This is a genomic window from Telmatospirillum siberiense, from assembly GCF_002845745.1.
GTDB classification, from domain to species: domain Bacteria; phylum Pseudomonadota; class Alphaproteobacteria; order Rhodospirillales; family Magnetospirillaceae; genus Telmatospirillum; species Telmatospirillum siberiense.
In genome coordinates this window covers 179,426-197,749 of record NZ_PIUM01000004.1, presented here as the reverse complement: position 1 = coordinate 197,749, position 18,324 = coordinate 179,426, and the positions used below count along the sequence as shown (strand labels likewise).

The window sequence follows — 18,324 nt, the reverse complement described above, 5'->3', positions numbered from 1 at the left end:
AAATTAAAATTGTAACAGCTCCCACCGCTCCCAACCTGCCCTAGCAATCGCCGTCGGATCCGCGAACGACAAGGATCACCGCCCTTCCATACCGGAAAAAGGCGGACGTACGGCCCGGGACGGGAGAGCCGATGCCACGATTTGCCGCCTGGAGCGCCGAGCGGGCGCGGGCCATCATCGACGACTATCGCGACACTTCGGGGGCGCTGCTTCCCGCGCTGCATGCCCTGCTGGTGGAATTCGGCCACATCGCCCCCGAGGCGATTCCGCTCCTGGCCGAGGCCTTGACGCTTTCCCGGGCCGACGTCCAGGGCGTGATCACCTTCTATCACGACTTCCGCACCACGCCTCCCGGACGCCATCTGGTCAAGCTGTGCCGGGCGGAGGCCTGCCAATCCATGGGATCGGCCAGCCTGGAAGACCATGCCCGGCATCATCTGGCGATCGGCTGGGGCGAAACCACGGAAGACGGGGAATTCACCCTGGAGCCGGTCTTTTGCCTCGGCAACTGCGCGCTCAGCCCCGCGGTGATGGTCGACGGCGAGCTTTACGGACGGGTCAGCCCCGAACGTTTCGACGCCATCCTGGCCTCGGCCGGGCAGTCGACGGCCGCGCCGGAGCAAACGCCATGACGGCGGCCGGTCCGGTCACCGTCTATGTGCCGCGCGACGCCGCGGCGCTGTCCATGGGCGCCGAGGCGGTGGCCGACGCCATCCGTCGCGAGGCGACCCGCCGGGGCGCTTCCCTGCGCCTGGTCCGCAACGGTTCGCGGGGCCTGCTGTGGCTGGAACCGCTGGTCGAGGTGACGACGCCGAAAGGGCGCGTGGCCTATGGCCCGGTGGCGGCCGAGGACGTGCCCTCCCTGTTCGACGCGGGTTTTCTGCAAGGCGACGCCCATCCGCTGGGCCATGGCCCGACCGAGGACATCGACTACCTGAAACATCAGGAACGCCTGACCTTCGCCCGCTGCGGCATCATAGATCCCCTGTCCATCGAGGATTACCGGGCCCATGGCGGCGGCGGCGGCCTCGATCAGGCATTGACCATGACGCCGGCCGACGTGATCGCCACCGTCACCGATTCGGGCTTGCGCGGACGCGGCGGCGCCGGCTTTCCCACCGGCCTCAAATGGAAGACCGTGCTGGAGGCCGAGGCGCCGCAAAAATACGTCTGCTGCAACGCCGACGAAGGCGACAGCGGCACCTTCGCCGACCGCATGATCATGGAGGGCGATCCCTTCCTGCTGATCGAAGGCATGACCATCTGCGCACTCGCCGTCGGCGCCACGCGGGGCTATGTCTACATCCGTTCCGAATATCCGCACGCCATCGACACCTTCCGCCAGGCCGTCGCCCGGGCCTATGAGGCGGGCTGGCTGGGCGACGCCATCCACGGGCACCCGAAGACCTTCCATCTGGAGGTCCGCGTCGGCGGCGGCGCCTACATCTGCGGCGAGGAAACCTCGATGCTGGAAAGCATCGAGGGCAAGCGCGGCGTGGTCCGCGTCAAGCCGCCGGTTCCCGCCATCGAAGGCCTGTTCGGCCGGCCGACGGTAATCAACAACGTGCTCACCCTGACCTCGGTCCCGGTGATCCTGGCCAGAGGCGCCGCCTTCTATCGCGACTATGGGATGGGCCGCTCGCGCGGCACCCAGCCCTTCCAGCTGGCCGGCAACATCCGGCGCGGCGGCCTCGTCGAGAAGGCCTTCGGCGTCTCGCTCTCGGATCTGATCTATCGTTTCGGCGGCGGCAGCGCCACCGGCCGGCCGATCCGCGCCGTCCAGGTGGGCGGGCCGTTGGGGTCCTACATCCCCCCCGATCAGTTCGGCATGGCCAAGGATTACGAGACCTTCGCCGCCCATGGGGCGATGGTCGGCCACGGCGGCATCGTGGTCTTCGACGACGGCGTCGACATGATCGTCCAGGCCCGTTTCGCCCTGGAATTCTGCGCCGAGGAATCCTGCGGCAAATGCACGCCGTGCCGGATCGGCGCCGTGCGCGGGGTCGAGGTGATGGACCGCATCGCCGCCGGCATCGACCGCGAGGCCAATATCAGCCTGCTCAAGGACCTTTGCGCGGTGATGGCCGATGGCTCGCTCTGCGCCATGGGAGGCCTGACGCCGCAACCGGTGTTGAGCGCGCTTCTGCATTTTCCCGACGATTTTCATCGGCAACCGGACGCCCGAGCGGCCGAATGACGGAGAGAGCGACATGGCCCTGATCCAGGAAACCGATTTCGGCACCCCCGCCCGCCCATCCGAACATCTGGTCACGCTTTCCATCGACGGGCGGACGCTGCAAGCCGCCGAGGGAACCTCGGTAATGCGTGCCGCCGCCGAGGCCGGCATCGCCATCCCCAAGCTTTGCGCCACCGACAGCCTGGAACCCTTCGGATCCTGCCGGCTGTGCCTGGTGGAGATCGACGGGCGGCGCGGCACGCCGGCGTCCTGCACGACACCGGTCGCCGAAGGCATGACGGTGCGCACCCAGACGGACCGTCTGGCCGCCTTGCGCAAGGGGGTGATGGAACTCTACATCTCGGACCATCCGCTGGACTGCCTGACCTGCCCCGCCAACGGCGGTTGCGAGTTGCAGGACATGGCCGGCGTGGTCGGCCTGCGCGACGTCCGCTATGGGTTCAAGGGCGCCAACCATTTGGACCAGCCAAAGGACCAGAGCAACCCCTACTTCACCTTCGATCCGTCGAAATGCATCGTCTGCTCGCGCTGCGTGCGGGCCTGCGCCGAGACGCAAGGCACCTTCGCGCTGACCATCGACGGCCGGGGCTTCGCCTCCAAGGTGGCAGCCGGCGCCGGCGATTTCATGAACTCCGAATGCGTCTCTTGCGGGGCCTGCGTGCAGGCTTGCCCGACCGCCACCCTGATGGAAAAATCGGTCATCGCCCAGGGTCAGCCGGAACATTCGGTGATCACCACCTGCGCCTATTGCGGCGTCGGCTGCTCCTTCAAGGCTGAAATGCAGGGCGACCGCGTCGTGCGCATGGTGCCGCTGAAAGACGGCGGCGCCAACGAGGGCCACTCCTGCGTCAAGGGACGCTTCGCCTGGGGATACGCGACCCACAAGGACCGCATGACCAAGCCGATGATCCGCGAGAGGGTCACCGACCCCTGGCGCGAGGTGAGCTGGGACGAGGCCATCGCCTATTCGGCCCGGCAGTTCAAGGATATCCAGCGGCGGCACGGTCGCGGCGCCATCGGCGGAATCACCTCGTCGCGTTGCACCAATGAGGAGGTCTATGCGGTCCAGAAGATGATCCGCGCCGCCTTCGGCAACAACAACGTCGACACCTGCGCCCGCGTCTGCCATTCGCCGACCGGCTACGGGCTCAAGCAGACATTCGGCACCTCGGCCGGCACGCAGGACTTCAAAAGCGTCGCCAAGGCCGACGTGATCCTGCTGATCGGAGCCAATCCGACCGACGGCCACCCGGTCTTCGCCTCGCGCCTGAAAAAGCGGTTGCGTCAGGGAGCCCAGTTGCTGGTGGTCGATCCGCGCCGCATCGACCTGGTGCGCGGGCCCCATGTCCGGGCCGCCGCCCATCTGCCGCTCAGGCCGGGAACCAATGTGGCGATGATCAACGCCCTTGCCCATGTGATCGTCACCGAGGGACTGGTCGATCAGCCGTTCGTCAAGGAGCGCTGCGACCCACGGGATTTCATCCGCTGGGAAAACTTCATCGCCGATCTCCGCCATGCCCCCGAAACGGTGGAGGCCGTCACCGGCGTCCCCGCCGAAGACGTCCGCCGGGCCGCCCGCCTTTACGCGGGGGCGGCGAACGGGGCCATCTATTACGGCCTGGGCGTCACCGAACACAGCCAGGGCTCGACGATGGTGATGGCCATGGCCAACCTGGCCATGGCCACCGGCAACATCGGCCGGGACGGCGTCGGCGTCAATCCGTTGCGCGGACAGAACAATGTCCAAGGCTCGTGCGACATGGGCTCCTTCCCCCACGAATTCACGGGCTACCGTCATGTGTCCGACGAGGCGACGCGCCGGCTCTTCGAAATCGACTGGGGAATCGGCCTCGACGGCGAACCGGGCTTGCGCATTCCCAATATGTTCGATGCCGCCATCGAGGGCAGTTTCAAGGGCCTGTTCGTCCAGGGCGAGGACATCGCCCAATCGGACCCCAACACCCATCATGTCAGCGCCGCCCTGGAAGCCCTTGAACTCCTTGTCGTTCAGGATCTCTTCCTGAACGAGACGGCGACCTTCGCCCATGTCTTCCTGCCCGGCACGTCCTTCCTTGAAAAGGATGGCACCTTCACCAACGCCGAACGCCGGATCAACCGGGTCCGTCCGGTGATGGCGCCACGGAGCGGCAAGCAGGAGTGGCAGGTGGTTTCCGAATTGGCCGGCGCCTTGGGCTATCCCATGTCCTGGCCGAATGCCGCCGGCATCATGGACGAGATCGCCCGCCTCACCCCCACCTTCCAAGGCGTCAGCTTCGCCAAGCTGGACCGGTTGGGCAGCGTGCAATGGCCCTGCAACGAGGCCTCGCCGGAGGGCACGCCGATCATGCACCGGGACGGTTTCGTGCGCGGCAAGGGACGCTTCATGATCACCGAATTCGTCCCCACCGAGGAACGGGCCTCGCGTTTCTTCCCGCTGATCCTCACCACGGGACGGATCTTGAGCCAATACAATGTGGGGGCGCAGACCCGGCGCACCGACAACGTCCAATGGCACCCCGAGGATCTGCTGGAAATTCATCCTCACGACGCCGAGGAACGCGGCATCCGGGACGGCGATTCCGTCTCGCTGGCCAGCCGGGTCGGCGCCACGAGCCTGCGCGCCGTCATCTCGGAACGCATGCCGCAAGGCGTGGTCTACACCACATTCCACCATCCGATAACCGGCGCCAACGTGGTGACCACGGACTATTCCGACTGGGCGACCAATTGCCCGGAATACAAGGTGACCGCGGTCCAGGTGACGCGCAGCAACCATCCTTCCGACTGGCAACGTCTGCGCCGGGAAACCGATCCCCTGCGCCGGCGCGTCCTGGCCCCCGATACGGCGGCGGAATGAAACATCGCGCCGTCTTGCTGATTGACGACACGGAGGAAAATTCATGCACCACCAGGATCTGATCAGAATGGCCAACCAGATCGCCCAGTTCTTCGATGTTTATCCCGAGGAACAGGGGGTCGTCGGAATAGCCAGGCATTTGAGGGATTTCTGGGATCCGCGGATGCGCCGCCAGCTCAAGGATTACGCCGGCCAGTCGCCCGAGGACCTGGCCCCGCTGGCACGCCGCGCGGTGGATTCTCTGAACGAAAGGGAATTGGTCAGCACCATCGGCCTCAGGACCGGCGGCGACAAATAAAGAAAACAGCGGGGAGGAACGTACCATCGCACAAACCGGCTTCAATCGCGGGCTGGTTCCGCCGGCGACGCTGGCCATCCATCTGGCGCTGGTCCGATAGGCCGTCGCTCGCGAGCCCTTGGGCGACGCAATCCAGTCCGGTCGCCGGTTTCCGGATTGCGTCGCTGCCGCTCGCGAACGACGTGAGTCCCCGAACTACAGCGTCGCCATATCGATGACGAAACGATAGTGGACGTCGCTTTTCAGCATCCGCTCATAGGCCGTGTTGATCTGCTGGATCGGGATGATCTCGGTATCGCAAGTGATGCCTTTTTCCGCACAGAAATCAAGCATTTCCTGGGTTTCCTTAATGCCGCCGATGGCCGACCCGACGACCGCCCGGCGCTTCAGCAGCAAGGGCACCGTATGCAGCGCCGGATCAAGCGGCCCCAGGAGACCGACCAGGATATGGGTGCCGTCGCGCTTCAGCGTCGCCACGTAGGGATTGATGTCGTGCTCATTCGGCACGGTATCGAGGACGATGTCGAAATGTTCGGCGACCGCCTTCATCTGTTCCGGATCGGTCGACAGGATCACCTGGTCGGCGCCCAACCGCCGGGCCTCGGCCTCCTTGCCGGGACTGCGGGTAAAAAGCGCCACCTCGGCCCCCATGGCCTTGGCGAATTTCAGGCCCATATGGCCAAGGCCGCCCAGGCCGACCACCGCCACCTTGGTCCCCTTGCCCACCTTCCAATGGCGCAGAGGCGAATAGGTGGTGATGCCGGCGCAAAGAAGTGGCGCGGCGGTCTTGGGATCGAGCTTTTCCGGCACGCGCACGACGAATTTATGGGAAACGACGATTCGCTCGGAATAGCCGCCGTAGGTCGGCATGCCGTCGCGACGATCCAGGGCGTTGTAGGTCCAGGTCGCCCCTTCGTCGCAATATTGCTCCAGGTCTTCGGCGCAGGACGCGCAATGCTGGCAGGAATCCACCATGCAGCCCACGCCCACCATGTCGCCCGCCTTGAAAGCGGTGACGGCCTGGCCGACGGCACTCACCTTGCCGATGATCTCATGTCCGGGAACCATCGGGAAAATGCTGTTGTGCCATTCGTCCCGGGCCTGATGGAGGTCGGAATGGCAGACGCCACAGTAAAGAATATCGATCACCACGTCGTCGGGACGGGGATCGCGGCGGGTGAAATTATGCGGCGCCAATGGAGTCGTCGCGTTCTGCGCGGCATACCCACGGATCGTCAAACTCATGGCTTTCTCCTCTGAGGCATTTGAAACCGGCTGATCGCCAGCGTTGCCGGAGTGTGCACGCCGAGCCCCCGGAAGGGGTAGACCGATCCTCCGAGATTATTGCCCGATCCTGCAAACCTACACGATGCCTATCGGTTAGGCCGGAAAATACGGCTAAACTCCTTTAGAGAAAACTTAGGCGATCCCCATGCCGATGCAACGATTACAGACCGTGATATCCCTGCCCGACCCATCGCTCGATTGCGCGCCCTTGGCGGCCACCATTGCCCGATTCGCCGAGACCGACGATTCCTACCACACGGCCATCCCCTCGCTTCGCTTCCATCGCATCTCGGCGCCGAGCGAACCCACTTATTGCGTCTACGAACCCGCGCTGACCATCGTGGCGCAGGGAACGAAGCAGGTCGTGCTCGGGGAGGAAATCCTTGAATACGATCCGGCCAATTATCTCGTCACCTCGGTCGATCTGCCCGTGGTCTGCCAGGTGGTCAAGGCGACGCCCGGCGCCCCCTTCCTGTGCCTGAGCGTCGCCCTCGACCTCCGCAAGATCGCCGATCTGTTGAGCGAGATGCCCTCCGATCCCGTCGCACCCGTCCGCCGCGGCATGAGCGTCGGCCGCCTGACATCGCCGTTGTTAGACGCGGTGCTGCGTCTGGTCCGCCTGCTCGACAATCCCGTCGACATTCCCATCCTGCTGCCGGTCATCGAACGGGAAATCCTCTACCGGTTGCTCACCGGCGATCAGGGGGGACGGTTGCGCCATATGGCGGCGAGCGACAGCCGGACCCATCAGGTCGCCCGCGCCATCGATTGGCTGAAGAACAACTACGCCCAACCGCTGCGCATCGAGGATCTGGCCCGGACCGCCCACATGAGCGTCTCCTCGCTGCATCATCATTTCAAGATGATCACCGCCATGACCCCGTTGCAGTATCAAAAGCAGCTTCGCCTGCAGGAGGCGCGCCGCCTGATGCTGAGCGAACGCGTCGACGCCGCGTCGGCCGGGCATCGCGTCGGCTATGAAAGCCCCTCGCAGTTCAGCCGGGAATACCGGCGGCTTTACGGCGCGCCGCCCCTGCGCGATATCGCGCAGTTGCGATAAGGCACTTCAGGATTGGATGGAACTGACGCAGACCCGCCGGCCGGCGCCGGCATCGAGAATGGCGACATCGACGCCGTAGACCTGCCGCAGGGTTTCCGCCGTCACCGTCTCGGCGGGGCTTCCCGCCGCCAGGGCCCGCCCCTGGTGCAGAAGCAGAACCTGATCGGCGATCTGTAAGGCATGATCGGGATCGTGGGTCGACAAGATGACGCCCAGGCCGCCGTCGGCCAGGCGCCTTATTTCCCGCAACAGCTTCACCCGATTGCCGAAATCGAGACTGGCCGTCGGCTCGTCCAAGATCAGGATCCGCGCCTCCTGGGCGAGCGCGCGGGCGACGAGGACCATCTGCTGTTCGCCACCGCTCAACTCGGGAAAGGATCGGGTGGCCAGATGATCCATGCCCAGACGCGCCAGACTGGCGTGGGCGACATCGTGGTCTTCGCCCGAGGGCATGGCAAAGGCCCCGATATGGGCCGTCCGGCCCATGATCACCAGATCGAGCGCCGTGAAGGAGAAGAACGAACGATGGGATTGGGGCACATAGGCGATGGCCTTGGCGAAGCGCCGTCGCGACCAGTCGCGCACCCGCTCCCCGTCTAGGCGCACCTCGCCCTCCAGGGCCGGCAGAAGACCCAGGATGGTCTTGAACAGGGTGCTTTTTCCACTGCCGTTGGGTCCCAGCAGGCACATCACCTGTCGGGCGGCCAGCGTGAACGACAGATCGCGCCCCACCACCGTCCGGCCATATCCGATCGCCAGCCCGTCGACCTCCAGCCCCATCACCAGCCTCGCCGGGTCGACATCAGCAGCCAAAGGAAGAAAGGCGCCCCGATGACCGAAGTGTAGAGGCCGAGCGGCATCTCGGTGGTGCCGACCATCCGGGCCAGGCAATCCATGGCGACGACGAAACCGGCCCCCAACAATACGGACGCCGGCAACAGACGGCGGAAATCGGATCCGACCAAAAGGCGGGCGACATGGGGGATCAACAGACCGATCCATTCGATCGGTCCGGCGATGGCGACGCTGGCCGAGGTTATCAAGGTTGCCGAGGCCACCAGCGCCGCCCGCATATATCGGGTTTCGACGCCCAATGTCCGTGCCTCCTCCTCGCCCTGGCTCATGACGTTCATCTGCCAGCGCAGGACGAACAGCGGAACCAGCCCCACCGCCAGGGCCGGAGCCGAGGCGGCGACGTCGTTCCAACTCACCCCGTTCAAGCCCCCCAACAGCCAATAGGTGATGGTGGGCAACTGGCTGTAGGGATCGGCGATCAGCTTGATCAGCGACGACAAGGCCTTCAAAAGCTTGTCGAGGGAAATGCCGGCCAACAGCAGCATCAGCACCGGATCGCGGCGCTTGATCAGGGACGCCGCATACCAGGCGCAGCTCACCGCCAGCAATCCGCCCGCGAAGGCTGCGCCCTGAATGGCGATCACCGGCAGCCCATAGAGAATGGCGCAGGAGGCGCCCAATCCGGCGCCCGCCGAGATCCCGAGCATTTCCGGGGATACCAGAGGATTGCGAAACAGGCCCTGAAACGTCGCTCCCGCCGCCGACAAGGCGGCCCCCACCATCACCGCCGCCAGGACGCGGGGCAGACGGATGTTCCAGACGACCGAATGCAGCACCGGATCGAGGGACGCCGGGATTCCCAGCAGATGTTCGCGCAGAACGGCGGCGATCGTGCCCATCGACACCGGATATTTGCCGAACTGAAGCGAAACCGCCACCGCCGCCACCAACAACAGCAGGGGGAGACAGCGTTTTCCCCAATCGCGGATGCGCGGCGGGCGACCGACGCCGGCACAGGCCGTCATCGAGCGCCCAACAGCCCGTCGAGCGCCTTGTCGCTCAAGCCCACGCCATAGAACAGTTGGTAGAACTCACGAACGATGCCGGACAGATCCTCGGGAAACAGCGACGGATAGAACCGGGCGGCCAACCAGCGCACGCCGATCAAACGGTTGACGCCGGGCGGCGCGTCGATCCAGCCGAACGGAAAAGGCGGAGCCTGGTACACCCGATGCTCGCGGACGGCGCGCAAGTCGCGCCACAGGGGCAGCTTGGCGATTTCAGCGAAAAACACCGGCGAATCGACGATGATCATATCGGGATCCCAACGAAGCACCTGCTCCATGGAAACGCGCCCCATGCCGCCCTTGTCGCCTTCGATGGCGACATTGACGGCGCCGAGATAGTCGATCAGTTCCGCGTTGCTAGACCCTTTCGTCCCAGTCTCCAGGCCATCGGCGGAGCGTGCGTAATAAACGCTCGGCCGCTTTTCGCCGGCATGAGAGGCGATCCGCCCCGTCACCTCAGCAAGCACCCCCTCGGCATAGCCGGCCAGGGTATTGCCGCGTTCGGGAACGCCCAGCAGATCGCCGGCCTTGCGCAGCATGGCCGGCGTATCGGCGATCCTGCCGTCGATCAGCAGATAGGGAATGCCGGTCTGCGTTTGTACCCGCTCGGCCAGGGAAACATAGGTCGGATCAATGGAGCCGGCATCGAGGATCATATCGGGATGCAGGCGGGCGACCATCTCGCTGCTGGCCGTGCTGCCGCGTCCGGCCAGACGACCGATCACCGGAAGATCGGCGTATCGAGGCGCCAAATACGCTCTTGCCTCCTCGGAGCGCAGATAGGGCCAGCCCATCAGCTTTTCCGGGGCGACGACATAGACCAGCACGCCGGCGGGGGGCCCGGCCGCAAAAACATGATCGACGACGGCGGGAATCTCCACCTTGCGCCCGGCATCGTCGACGACGGTTCTACCCGCCGCCCAGCCGCCCATCGGCGAGACGAGAACAAGCAAGCCGATCAGGCCGCCCAGACTTGCCGCCGGAAAGCCGATCGCCCGGGAAAAGAAGCGCATCAGGGCTGCCTGGACAGGACGACCAGTTCGGCGCTCTTGTCGAAAACGCCCTGGGTGCCGCCCCCTTCCGCCAACACATCGAGGAAGCGGTCGCCGTCGGTGATCCGGATGGTCGCCAGGAGATCCGCCCCCTTCGCCGCCAGCACATCGGGCAGCATCGGGGTGCTGGGGCCGACCACCATCACGCGGGCATCGGGCCTGGCCAGGGCCAGCAGGTCATCCATGGTGTCGTTGACGATGGTCGAGCCGGTCATCAGGACGACGTCGGCCGCAGGAATTTCCTCCGCCGCCTTGTCCGCCGGCACATAGTAGCGCAGCTCGTCCGGCAGGAAGGGGGCCGTGGTCAATTCCAGCACCGAAAGCTTCTCGTGATGGGTTTTCAGCGCCCGGATATAGGAAACGAAGGCGCCGACCATCACCATCTTTTCCTCCGGGCGCAATCCGGCGGCTTTCAGGGCATCGACGCCCGTGATCATTTTCCAGCCGGGAGCCGGTCGGCGCCGCCAGGCCGTCTCGGCGAGGGCGTTGATCACGGCGATGCCGAGAGCCCGGCAATTGCCCAGGTCCTCCCACAGATCGGCGAGAAATTCGCCGACCGGGCGCCCGGTCAAATGTCCGGCCAGCAGCACCGATTTGGGCAGGCTGGCGCAACAGTCCGAGGTGATGAGCGCCTTGGCGGGGCTGTGACAGGCCCCCGTGGCGCCGTTGTTCAATTTGACGGCGGTGAAAAACTGCCCGACCACCGCCCGTTCGACCACCAGCCCGTCCATCTCGTCGCCGAGAATGGTCGACAGGGCGCGGACGGTTTCAGTCAGGACGCTGCCGGGGTACTCCCTTTGATCGCCTTTACCCAGAGTGTCGAACCAGCGGCGCAGCGCCACGGGCGTCGGGGGCAGCAGGGTCGCGCCGCCACCGGTGAAGGTCTGCCACTTTTCCCGCCACAGATCGCCGACCGCCGTGACCATGGGAATGCCTTCCGACATGGCGGCCAGCATTTCATCGGCAAATCCCCGGCCGGTGGCCTCCTGCTCGCCGAACCGGTTGGCGACCAGCAAGGCAGGCCGCTCTTCAACGGCGCGGCGCAGCACCGTGCTCGCCGCCGCCAGTCCCGATTGATCGAGATGGCAGGATCCGGCGGCGCGTCCCAGCTTTTGCGTAATGCCGAAAATATCCCCGGTCTCGATGTCGATCAGATCCATCTGGTCATGACCGCCGTCGGGGTCCGGTGTGTTGCGCTGCACGACCCCTTTGACCACGACGCCCTTGTCTTTCAGTTCGAAAGCGAAATTGGCCAGCAAACTTTCGACTTTCTGATCCCGCGTATGGATGATGGCTGCGGCATCAAGCGTTAACTCGGACATCGGTGGTCTCCTTCCCCTTGGGGCGGCGCGGGCCCGATCGACGGGCGCCTGGCCGCCATATATACAGATTACCGAACGAACGGGATGAATGGAAAGAGCCTCCCGTCCGCGACCGGTCGTCCATGCGGTGGATTATTCCAGCCACACGGACGACCACCCTCGCGTCAGAATTTCACGCGGATATTGGTGAAGTAGCTTCTGCCATAACCGTTGTAACCATCCTCGACGACATAGTTCGTATCGAATAGGTTCTTGGCGCCACCTTCAATTTCCAGGTTGTCCGTCAATTTATAGGAGACTTTCAGATCGACGAGCGCTGAATCTCCACCACGGTAATAGTAGGATGTATTTGCGGTGCTTTGCAGCCACCGCTTACCACCGATTTCGATACTTGGAACAACCGACAGCTTGTCGATCGGCTGCCAATTGACGTAGCCGAAGATCTTATGTTTAGGGGTTTCGGTGGCCAAAGTGGCGTAGCTTTGAATCTGGCGCAGCAGATAGGAATAGTTGGCGCCCACTTCCAATTCCTGCAGGATTTGGCTGGAAGCCTCCAGTTCGAAACCGCGATGGACCTCGGCGCCGACATTCCGGTTCTGCGATACGGAACTCGTCACCTGAACGGATTCGATGGCATCCCTCAACCGGCTGTGGAAGATGTTGGCGCCCAGACGGGTCTGGCCGAAGCTCTTCGCCACGCCGGTCTCGACATTGAACGACTTTTCCGGCTGGAGATAGGCATTGCCGGTGGCGAGTCCGAACCGGCTGCTGAACATCTCGAACAAGGTCGGAAAGCGCGTGCGATCCGACACGCTGACATGGGCGACGCCAGTGGAATCGAAATGATAGGCCAGCGCCGCTTCCGGATTGACCGCGCGCTTGTCGGACAGCGGATAGGTCACATGGACGAGGCTGTTGCCGCTGCTGGGAGCGTTCCAGTCCTCGGCCTTCAGCATCTGGCGGTAATCATAACTGACGCCGGTGGTGAGATCCCAGGCCCGGGCGGGATGGAAGATATTCTCGATGGCGGCGGAATAGGTGTTTTCGCTGTCTTCCGTCCATGGCTTGGTGATCCAGGACCCCGCCTTGATCAGATTGCCCTTGTCCTGGGCATTATGATCGTCCCAGCGGTAATGGAAAGCCGTCCTCAGGTTGTCCTGGCCGCCCAGGAACATCTGGCTGTATTCGATGCTGCCTCCGGCCCCGCGGTCGTCGTAGGTGCTGACCTCGCTGCCCTTACTGGCCATCGTGTTGTAGTTGGCGTTATCCCAGATCTTCAGCACGTTGTAGTAACGGTCGTAGTAGGCCTTCACCTTCACATAGGATCCGATGTCGTCGAGCGCCGTCTTCGACAGCCAATAGACGCTTTGCTTGTCCCAATCGGGCCAGGTCCAGTATTTGCTGGCGGTGGCGGTCGCCGTCGAGGGGGGCGGCGTCTCCTTGTCGCCCATCTGGTTGATGAAGTTGAGACTGTACTCGTCCAGCGCCGACGGCGTGAAACCGACCTTAAGATTGATTTTATAGTCCTGGGAATAGGACATGTTCCGGTTGCCGCCGTTCTCATAGCGCGTCGGCGTGTAATCGTCGGAAAGCCGCCAATGATTACGGTAGTTTTCGGTCCCCGAGGCCTGAACGTACCATTTATCCTGCTTGGATCCGGTGAAGATATCGGTGACCACGCCGTTGAAGGCGCCGTTCTGGTCGAAGCTGCTGCCCAGACGGGCATCCCCCTCGAAGGGTTTGGTGACCTGCCGGCTGACCAGATTGACCGATCCGCCGAGGGCACCGGGACCGTCGATGACCGAGGTGAATCCCTTGGTCACCTGGATCTCGCCGATGTCGGAGGTGGTGAAGCGGTTGAAATCCAGGCGGTTGTCGTAAGGAAGATAAATTGGGATCCCGTCGATGGTCAGCGGCACGCGCCAGCGGTCGAAACCGCGAATCCAGATATTGCTTTCATTGCGCGCGCCCACCGCGCTGGTCGAGGCTCCCGGAACCAGGTTGATCGCCCGATCGAGGGTGTCGCGATTGAATTCCTTCAGATCGTCCTGCGTCACCGTCGAACCGCCCTGGGCGTCGAGGGTCGGCGCCGATGTGGTGACCGCCACCTCGCCCAGGGAGAAGACCTTGCCGACATCCTCGGCCCGCGCCGCGCCGCTCAAGGCGCCGACGGCTACCGTGGCGAAAACGCCACCTTCCCGACACCCTTCCCCGCTGAAAGCGCCTTTCCCGATGTGATACCCAGCATTTCCGACCATCCCCCTTCTGATTAAGCATCCACGAGCGGCGCTTTTGAGGGGCCATCGAACCGGCCAATCGGAACCCAAGCGATTTGTCCAGCCGCGACCGGCGCCACCTTCAGGGTGATCGTTATATATACGAAATATATAGCTAACAACTCAAAACAGTATAACCACTCCTTATCAAGTCATTTGACGGAAACATCACTCAGTATGTTTCATAAAATTCCTCGTAATATCGCAAATAACAAGGCATACCATCGGGCACACCGACAGTATCAAAAGCACATTCATAATAAAAAATAGAGGATCAGACCCGTTTTTCGAACCGGCCGGCATCGGCGGGATCCAGCCGAACGGTCACATGGGCCGCGGTTTCGTCATCCTCGCGATGGAGGACTTCGCCATGCCGGTAAAGCCAGGCAAGGGCCGCGCCGTCGGTCAGCGGGATGTCGAGCGACAAGACCCGCCGCTCAGCCGAAAGCGTTTTATCAAGCAAGGCCAAAAGATCAGGCAATCCGGCGCCGGTGACAGCCGACAAGGGCACGGCCCGCGGTGAGCGCTCGGCCTGATTGGCCAGGGCTTCGAAGCGAGCCTGATCCAGAAGATCGATCTTGTTCAGGGCTTCGATCAGGCCGCGATCAACCGCATCGGCGGTTCCCAACTCCCGTAGAACGGCCTCGACGTCGCTGCGCTGAGCCTCGCTGTCCGGATGGGCGACGTCGCGCACATGGACAATGACGTCGGCTTCCAGCACCTCTTCCAGGGTCGCCCGGAACGCCGCCACCAATTCATGCGGCAGATCGGATACGAAGCCGACGGTATCGGACAGGATCACCGTTCGCCCCGAAGGCAGGGACAAGGCCCGCATGGTCGGATCCAAGGTGGCGAACAACTGGTCCTTGGCCAGCACCTCGGCACGGGTCAGGGTGTTGAACAGCGTGGATTTGCCGGCGTTGGTGTAGCCGACCAGGGCGATGATCGGATAAGGCACGCGGCGGCGGGCCTGCCGATGCAGTTCGCGGGTCCGCTTCACCAGGATCAGGTCCTTCTTCAGACGGACGATCCTGTCCCCGATCAAGCGGCGGTCCGCCTCGATCTGGGTTTCACCCGGCCCACCCAGAAAGCCGAAGCCGCCGCGCTGACGTTCCAGATGGGTCCATGACCGCACCAGCCGGGAACGCTGATAGGACAGCGAGGCCAATTCGACCTGCAACCGCCCTTCCCGGGTTCGCGCCCGCGCCCCGAAGATTTCGAGAATGAGCCCGGTCCGGTCGATGACCTTGCTGTTCCAGGCCCGTTCAAGATTGCGCTGTTGGACAGGCGACAAATGGCCATCGACGACAACGAGGCCAGCCCCCTTCTCGTCGATGACCTGCCCCAACCGTTCGACGGTGCCCTGGCCCAGCAACGTGGATGGCCGGGGTTTTCCCAGGGGAACCGCTTCGGAACCGACGATGGTGAGATCAATGGCTTCTGCCAGGCCGACCGCCTCGGCCAGACGGGATTCGGCAAGACGAAGATCCATGCCCCGTCCGGCTTCAGCCTGCCGGGGCGCCGGATAAACGACCATGGCCCGGGACGGCGTTTTTTCGCAGTCCCCGTCAGAAGGTTCGCTGCTCACGCCTCCTCGGTCGCCTCGTCGTCCTTGCCCGTCGGTTCGAACAAGGCGATCGGACCGCCCGGCATGACCGTGGAAATGGCGTGCTTATAGACAAGCTGAGTGTGTCCGTCACGGCGCAGCAGCACCGAAAAATTGTCGAACCACGTGACAATGCCTTGAAGCTTGACGCCGTTCACCAGGAAAACGGTCACCGGTGTCTTGTTCTTGCGGATATAATTCAGGAAGACGTCCTGAACGTTTTGATTTTTTTCCGACGACATAGGTTTGGCTCTTTTCTTATTGCGGCGGGCCTTGTTGCGGCAGGCCGACGGCCGACCAGATTTGCCCCTGTACCTTCGTTAGCATCAATTCAGTGATATGGGAACCTATAGTTCGCTGACAAGCCCGGACAAAGCGGCACAATTTTCAAGCCGATGCCGGAACGGAAAGCCGTCGAACTCTCCCGGACGCGGCGGCTCGCAGCGCAGCAGAACCGGAACGCATCCCGTGTTGGCGGCGCACTCCATGTCGACGGCGGCGTCGCCCACGAACCAAACCGGGTCACCGGACTCGCAGCCCATCGACTCCATCGCCAGCAGCACGGGCGGCGCGGCCGGCTTGTCCCGAGGGGCGTCGTGCGCGCCAACGAGACGGTCGAACAGAGGCTGCCAACCGAGGCGAGCCGCCTCCTGCCGAAGATAACCGCCGTTCTTGTTGCTGACCACCGACAGACGGACACCGCTCGCCCCCAGCGAGCGAAGCATCTCGGCGGCACCCGGCAGGGGCTTCAGATAATCGAGATGAATGGCCTCGAAGGCGGCGTAAAAAATATCGCGCGCCTCGGTCCAGCGATCGCCGAACAAGGCGGGAAAGGAATCGCGCAAAGACAAGGCGACGCGCGATTTAATTTGTTCCATGCCCCATTCGGCATGTCCCATGGCCGACAAGGTCCGGTTCAACGCCTCTCCGATGCAGCCCCAGCTATCCACCAGGGTGTTGTCCCAATCGAAGATGATGCCCCTGGGCTTGACCAGCGCCGGTTCCATCCGCGCATCGAGGCCGCGCCGCATGCTCAGAAATACTCCAGCCGCACGGAAAACATCTTTTCGACCTTCTTGACCACGTCGCTTTCGGCGAACAGGATGACCCGATCGCCGCTTTGCACCACCGTGGTCCCTCGCGGACTGATCACCTTGCCTTGACGAACCACGGCGCCCAGCAAGACGCCGTTGGGCAGTTTGATTTCCTTCAACGGCTTGCCGACCAGCGGCGAAGTCTCCATGGCATCGGCCTCGATCAGTTCGCCGAACCCCTCATGGATGGAATGAACGGCATGAATGCGGCCGCGACGGACATGATGCAGAATGTTCGACACGGTGATCGCCCTGGGGCTGATCACCACATCGATCCCCAACGTGCTCATCAACGGCCCGTAGTCGGTCTTGTTGACCAGCGCCATGACCCGTTTGGCGCCGTGCCGCTTGGCCAGCAGGGCCGAAAGAATATTGGTTTCGTCGTCGTTGGTCACGGCGACGACGGTCTCGGCCGTACCGACGCTGGCCTCGTCCAGCATGGCCGCGTCGAGCACGTCGCCGTTGAGGACGATGGAATTGGGCAGGCTTTTCGCCACGACCTCGGCCCTGGCCCGGTCGGCCTCGATGACCTTGACGGCGCATCCGGCCGAGCAGGCGCAAATCTGCTGGGCGAGGAACTGGCCGATATTGCCGCCGCCGAAGATCACCACGCGGCGGGCTTCAGGTTCCTCATGGCCGAAGGCGGTCATGGCGCGACCGATATGCAGGGTATCGACGACGAACATCACCTCGTCGCCGGGCAGCATCTGGTCCTCGGCCGTCGGCACGATGGCCTTGCCCTGACGGACGATACCGACGATGACGATATTGAGATCGGGAAACAGAACGGTCAGTTGCCGCAGAGGCGTATTGACCAGCGGCGTATCCTCGGTGCAGCGCACGCCGATCAGGCGGACCTTGTCTCCGGCCAGCGGAATCACCTCGATGGCGCCCGGCACCTGGAGTCGCCGGGTGATGGCCCGGGCCACCTCGATCTCCGGCGAAATGATGACGTCGATGGGCAGATGTTCCGGGCTGAACAGATTGGACCAGATCGGCTGCAGATAATTCTGGCTGCGCACCCGGGCGATGGTGGTCGGCACCTTGAACAGGGAATGGGCAACCTGGCAGGCCACCATATTGACCTCGTCGGCGGCCGTCACGGCGATGATCATGTCGGCATCCGCCGCCCCCGCCTGTTCAAGCACCGGCGGATGGGAGGCATGACCGAGAACACACTGCACGTCCAGCGTATCGCTCATTTTGCGGATCAGATCGGCGCGCTGATCGATGACGGTGACGTCATTGTCCTCGTTCGACAGATAGCGCGCGATGTTGAATCCGACTTGGCCGGCACCGCAGACGATGACTTTCATAATCGCACCGTAATTTCCGAATCAAATCGATGAAAGGAAGAAACCCGAACCGCCAGGGCGCCGTTTCGACCCCTTGGCGGTTCTCCGAGGACGTTCA

15 protein-coding genes are annotated in these 18,324 nt (G+C 63.5%); 5 read left to right on the top strand and 10 right to left on the bottom strand.

The annotated features are described in order from the left end of the window. Positions 1-131 precede the first annotated feature (131 nt). From CWS72_RS05960 to CWS72_RS05945, 4 genes are read left to right on the top strand one after another with little or no spacing between them, the layout of a single operon-like run. On the top strand, positions 132-632 hold the full coding sequence (locus CWS72_RS05960) for a formate dehydrogenase subunit gamma (protein ID WP_101249658.1): 501 nt from the start codon (positions 132-134) through the stop codon (positions 630-632). Then, complete coding sequence (locus CWS72_RS05955) at positions 629-2,197, top strand: formate dehydrogenase beta subunit (protein ID WP_101249657.1); 1,569 nt, start codon at positions 629-631, stop codon at positions 2,195-2,197. Before CWS72_RS05960 ends, CWS72_RS05955 begins: the two co-directional genes overlap by 4 nt. A 13-nt stretch (positions 2,198-2,210) precedes the next feature. After that, positions 2,211-5,054, top strand: coding sequence for a formate dehydrogenase subunit alpha (gene fdhF, locus CWS72_RS05950; protein WP_101249656.1), 2,844 nt, complete (start codon positions 2,211-2,213; stop codon positions 5,052-5,054). A gap of 43 nt (positions 5,055-5,097) precedes the next feature. After that, positions 5,098-5,352 carry a formate dehydrogenase subunit delta gene (locus tag CWS72_RS05945; RefSeq protein WP_101249655.1) on the top strand — a complete coding sequence of 85 codons (255 nt, stop codon included), beginning with the start codon at positions 5,098-5,100 and terminating at the stop codon, positions 5,350-5,352. Positions 5,353-5,547: 195 nt separating this feature from the next. Here the strand turns inward: CWS72_RS05945 and CWS72_RS05940 are convergent, their stop codons facing one another. Further along, entirely contained in the window at positions 5,548-6,597 is a 1,050-nt protein-coding gene (locus CWS72_RS05940; protein WP_101249654.1) for an NAD(P)-dependent alcohol dehydrogenase, read from the bottom strand. Between the two features lie 187 nt (positions 6,598-6,784). Between CWS72_RS05940 and CWS72_RS05935 the strand changes: the two genes are divergently transcribed. Continuing rightward, positions 6,785-7,699 (top strand): AraC family transcriptional regulator, encoded by a 915-nt coding sequence (locus CWS72_RS05935; RefSeq protein WP_199175555.1) that lies wholly within the window; start codon positions 6,785-6,787, stop codon positions 7,697-7,699. A gap of 6 nt (positions 7,700-7,705) precedes the next feature. Here CWS72_RS05935 and CWS72_RS05930 read toward each other — a convergent pair whose 3' ends face one another. The 9 genes from CWS72_RS05930 to trkA form a co-directional block, all read right to left on the bottom strand. Beyond that, positions 7,706-8,479, bottom strand: a complete 774-nt coding sequence (locus tag CWS72_RS05930) for an ABC transporter ATP-binding protein (RefSeq protein WP_101249653.1) — start codon at positions 8,477-8,479, stop codon at positions 7,706-7,708. Continuing rightward, the gene (locus tag CWS72_RS05925) at positions 8,479-9,519 is read right to left on the bottom strand and encodes a FecCD family ABC transporter permease (protein WP_101249652.1); all 1,041 of its coding nucleotides are present in this window, start codon (positions 9,517-9,519) and stop codon (positions 8,479-8,481) included. Before CWS72_RS05925 ends, CWS72_RS05930 begins: the two co-directional genes overlap by 1 nt. Further along, the gene (locus CWS72_RS05920; RefSeq protein WP_101249651.1) at positions 9,516-10,574 is read right to left on the bottom strand and encodes an iron ABC transporter substrate-binding protein; all 1,059 of its coding nucleotides are present in this window, start codon (positions 10,572-10,574) and stop codon (positions 9,516-9,518) included. Before CWS72_RS05920 ends, CWS72_RS05925 begins: the two co-directional genes overlap by 4 nt. Further along, positions 10,574-11,935, bottom strand: a complete 1,362-nt coding sequence (locus tag CWS72_RS05915) for a DUF2478 domain-containing protein (RefSeq protein WP_101249650.1) — start codon at positions 11,933-11,935, stop codon at positions 10,574-10,576. Before CWS72_RS05915 ends, CWS72_RS05920 begins: the two co-directional genes overlap by 1 nt. A 164-nt stretch (positions 11,936-12,099) precedes the next feature. Then, positions 12,100-14,193, bottom strand: coding sequence for a TonB-dependent receptor plug domain-containing protein (locus CWS72_RS05910; RefSeq protein WP_101249649.1), 2,094 nt, complete (start codon positions 14,191-14,193; stop codon positions 12,100-12,102). Positions 14,194-14,485: 292 nt separating this feature from the next. Then, a complete protein-coding gene (gene hflX, locus CWS72_RS05905; protein ID WP_101249648.1) occupies positions 14,486-15,748 on the bottom strand; it encodes a GTPase HflX in 1,263 nt (420 codons plus the stop codon). A 47-nt stretch (positions 15,749-15,795) separates the two neighbouring features. Continuing rightward, positions 15,796-16,059: an RNA chaperone Hfq gene (gene hfq / locus CWS72_RS05900; RefSeq protein WP_101249647.1), complete on the bottom strand. Its 264-nt coding sequence runs from the start codon at positions 16,057-16,059 to the stop codon at positions 15,796-15,798. A gap of 105 nt (positions 16,060-16,164) precedes the next feature. Beyond that, positions 16,165-16,848 carry an HAD family hydrolase gene (locus tag CWS72_RS05895; RefSeq protein WP_338056160.1) on the bottom strand — a complete coding sequence of 228 codons (684 nt, stop codon included), beginning with the start codon at positions 16,846-16,848 and terminating at the stop codon, positions 16,165-16,167. A gap of 2 nt (positions 16,849-16,850) precedes the next feature. Continuing rightward, on the bottom strand, positions 16,851-18,227 hold the full coding sequence (gene trkA, locus CWS72_RS05890; RefSeq protein WP_101249646.1) for a Trk system potassium transporter TrkA: 1,377 nt from the start codon (positions 18,225-18,227) through the stop codon (positions 16,851-16,853). Positions 18,228-18,324: the final 97 nt, after the last annotated feature.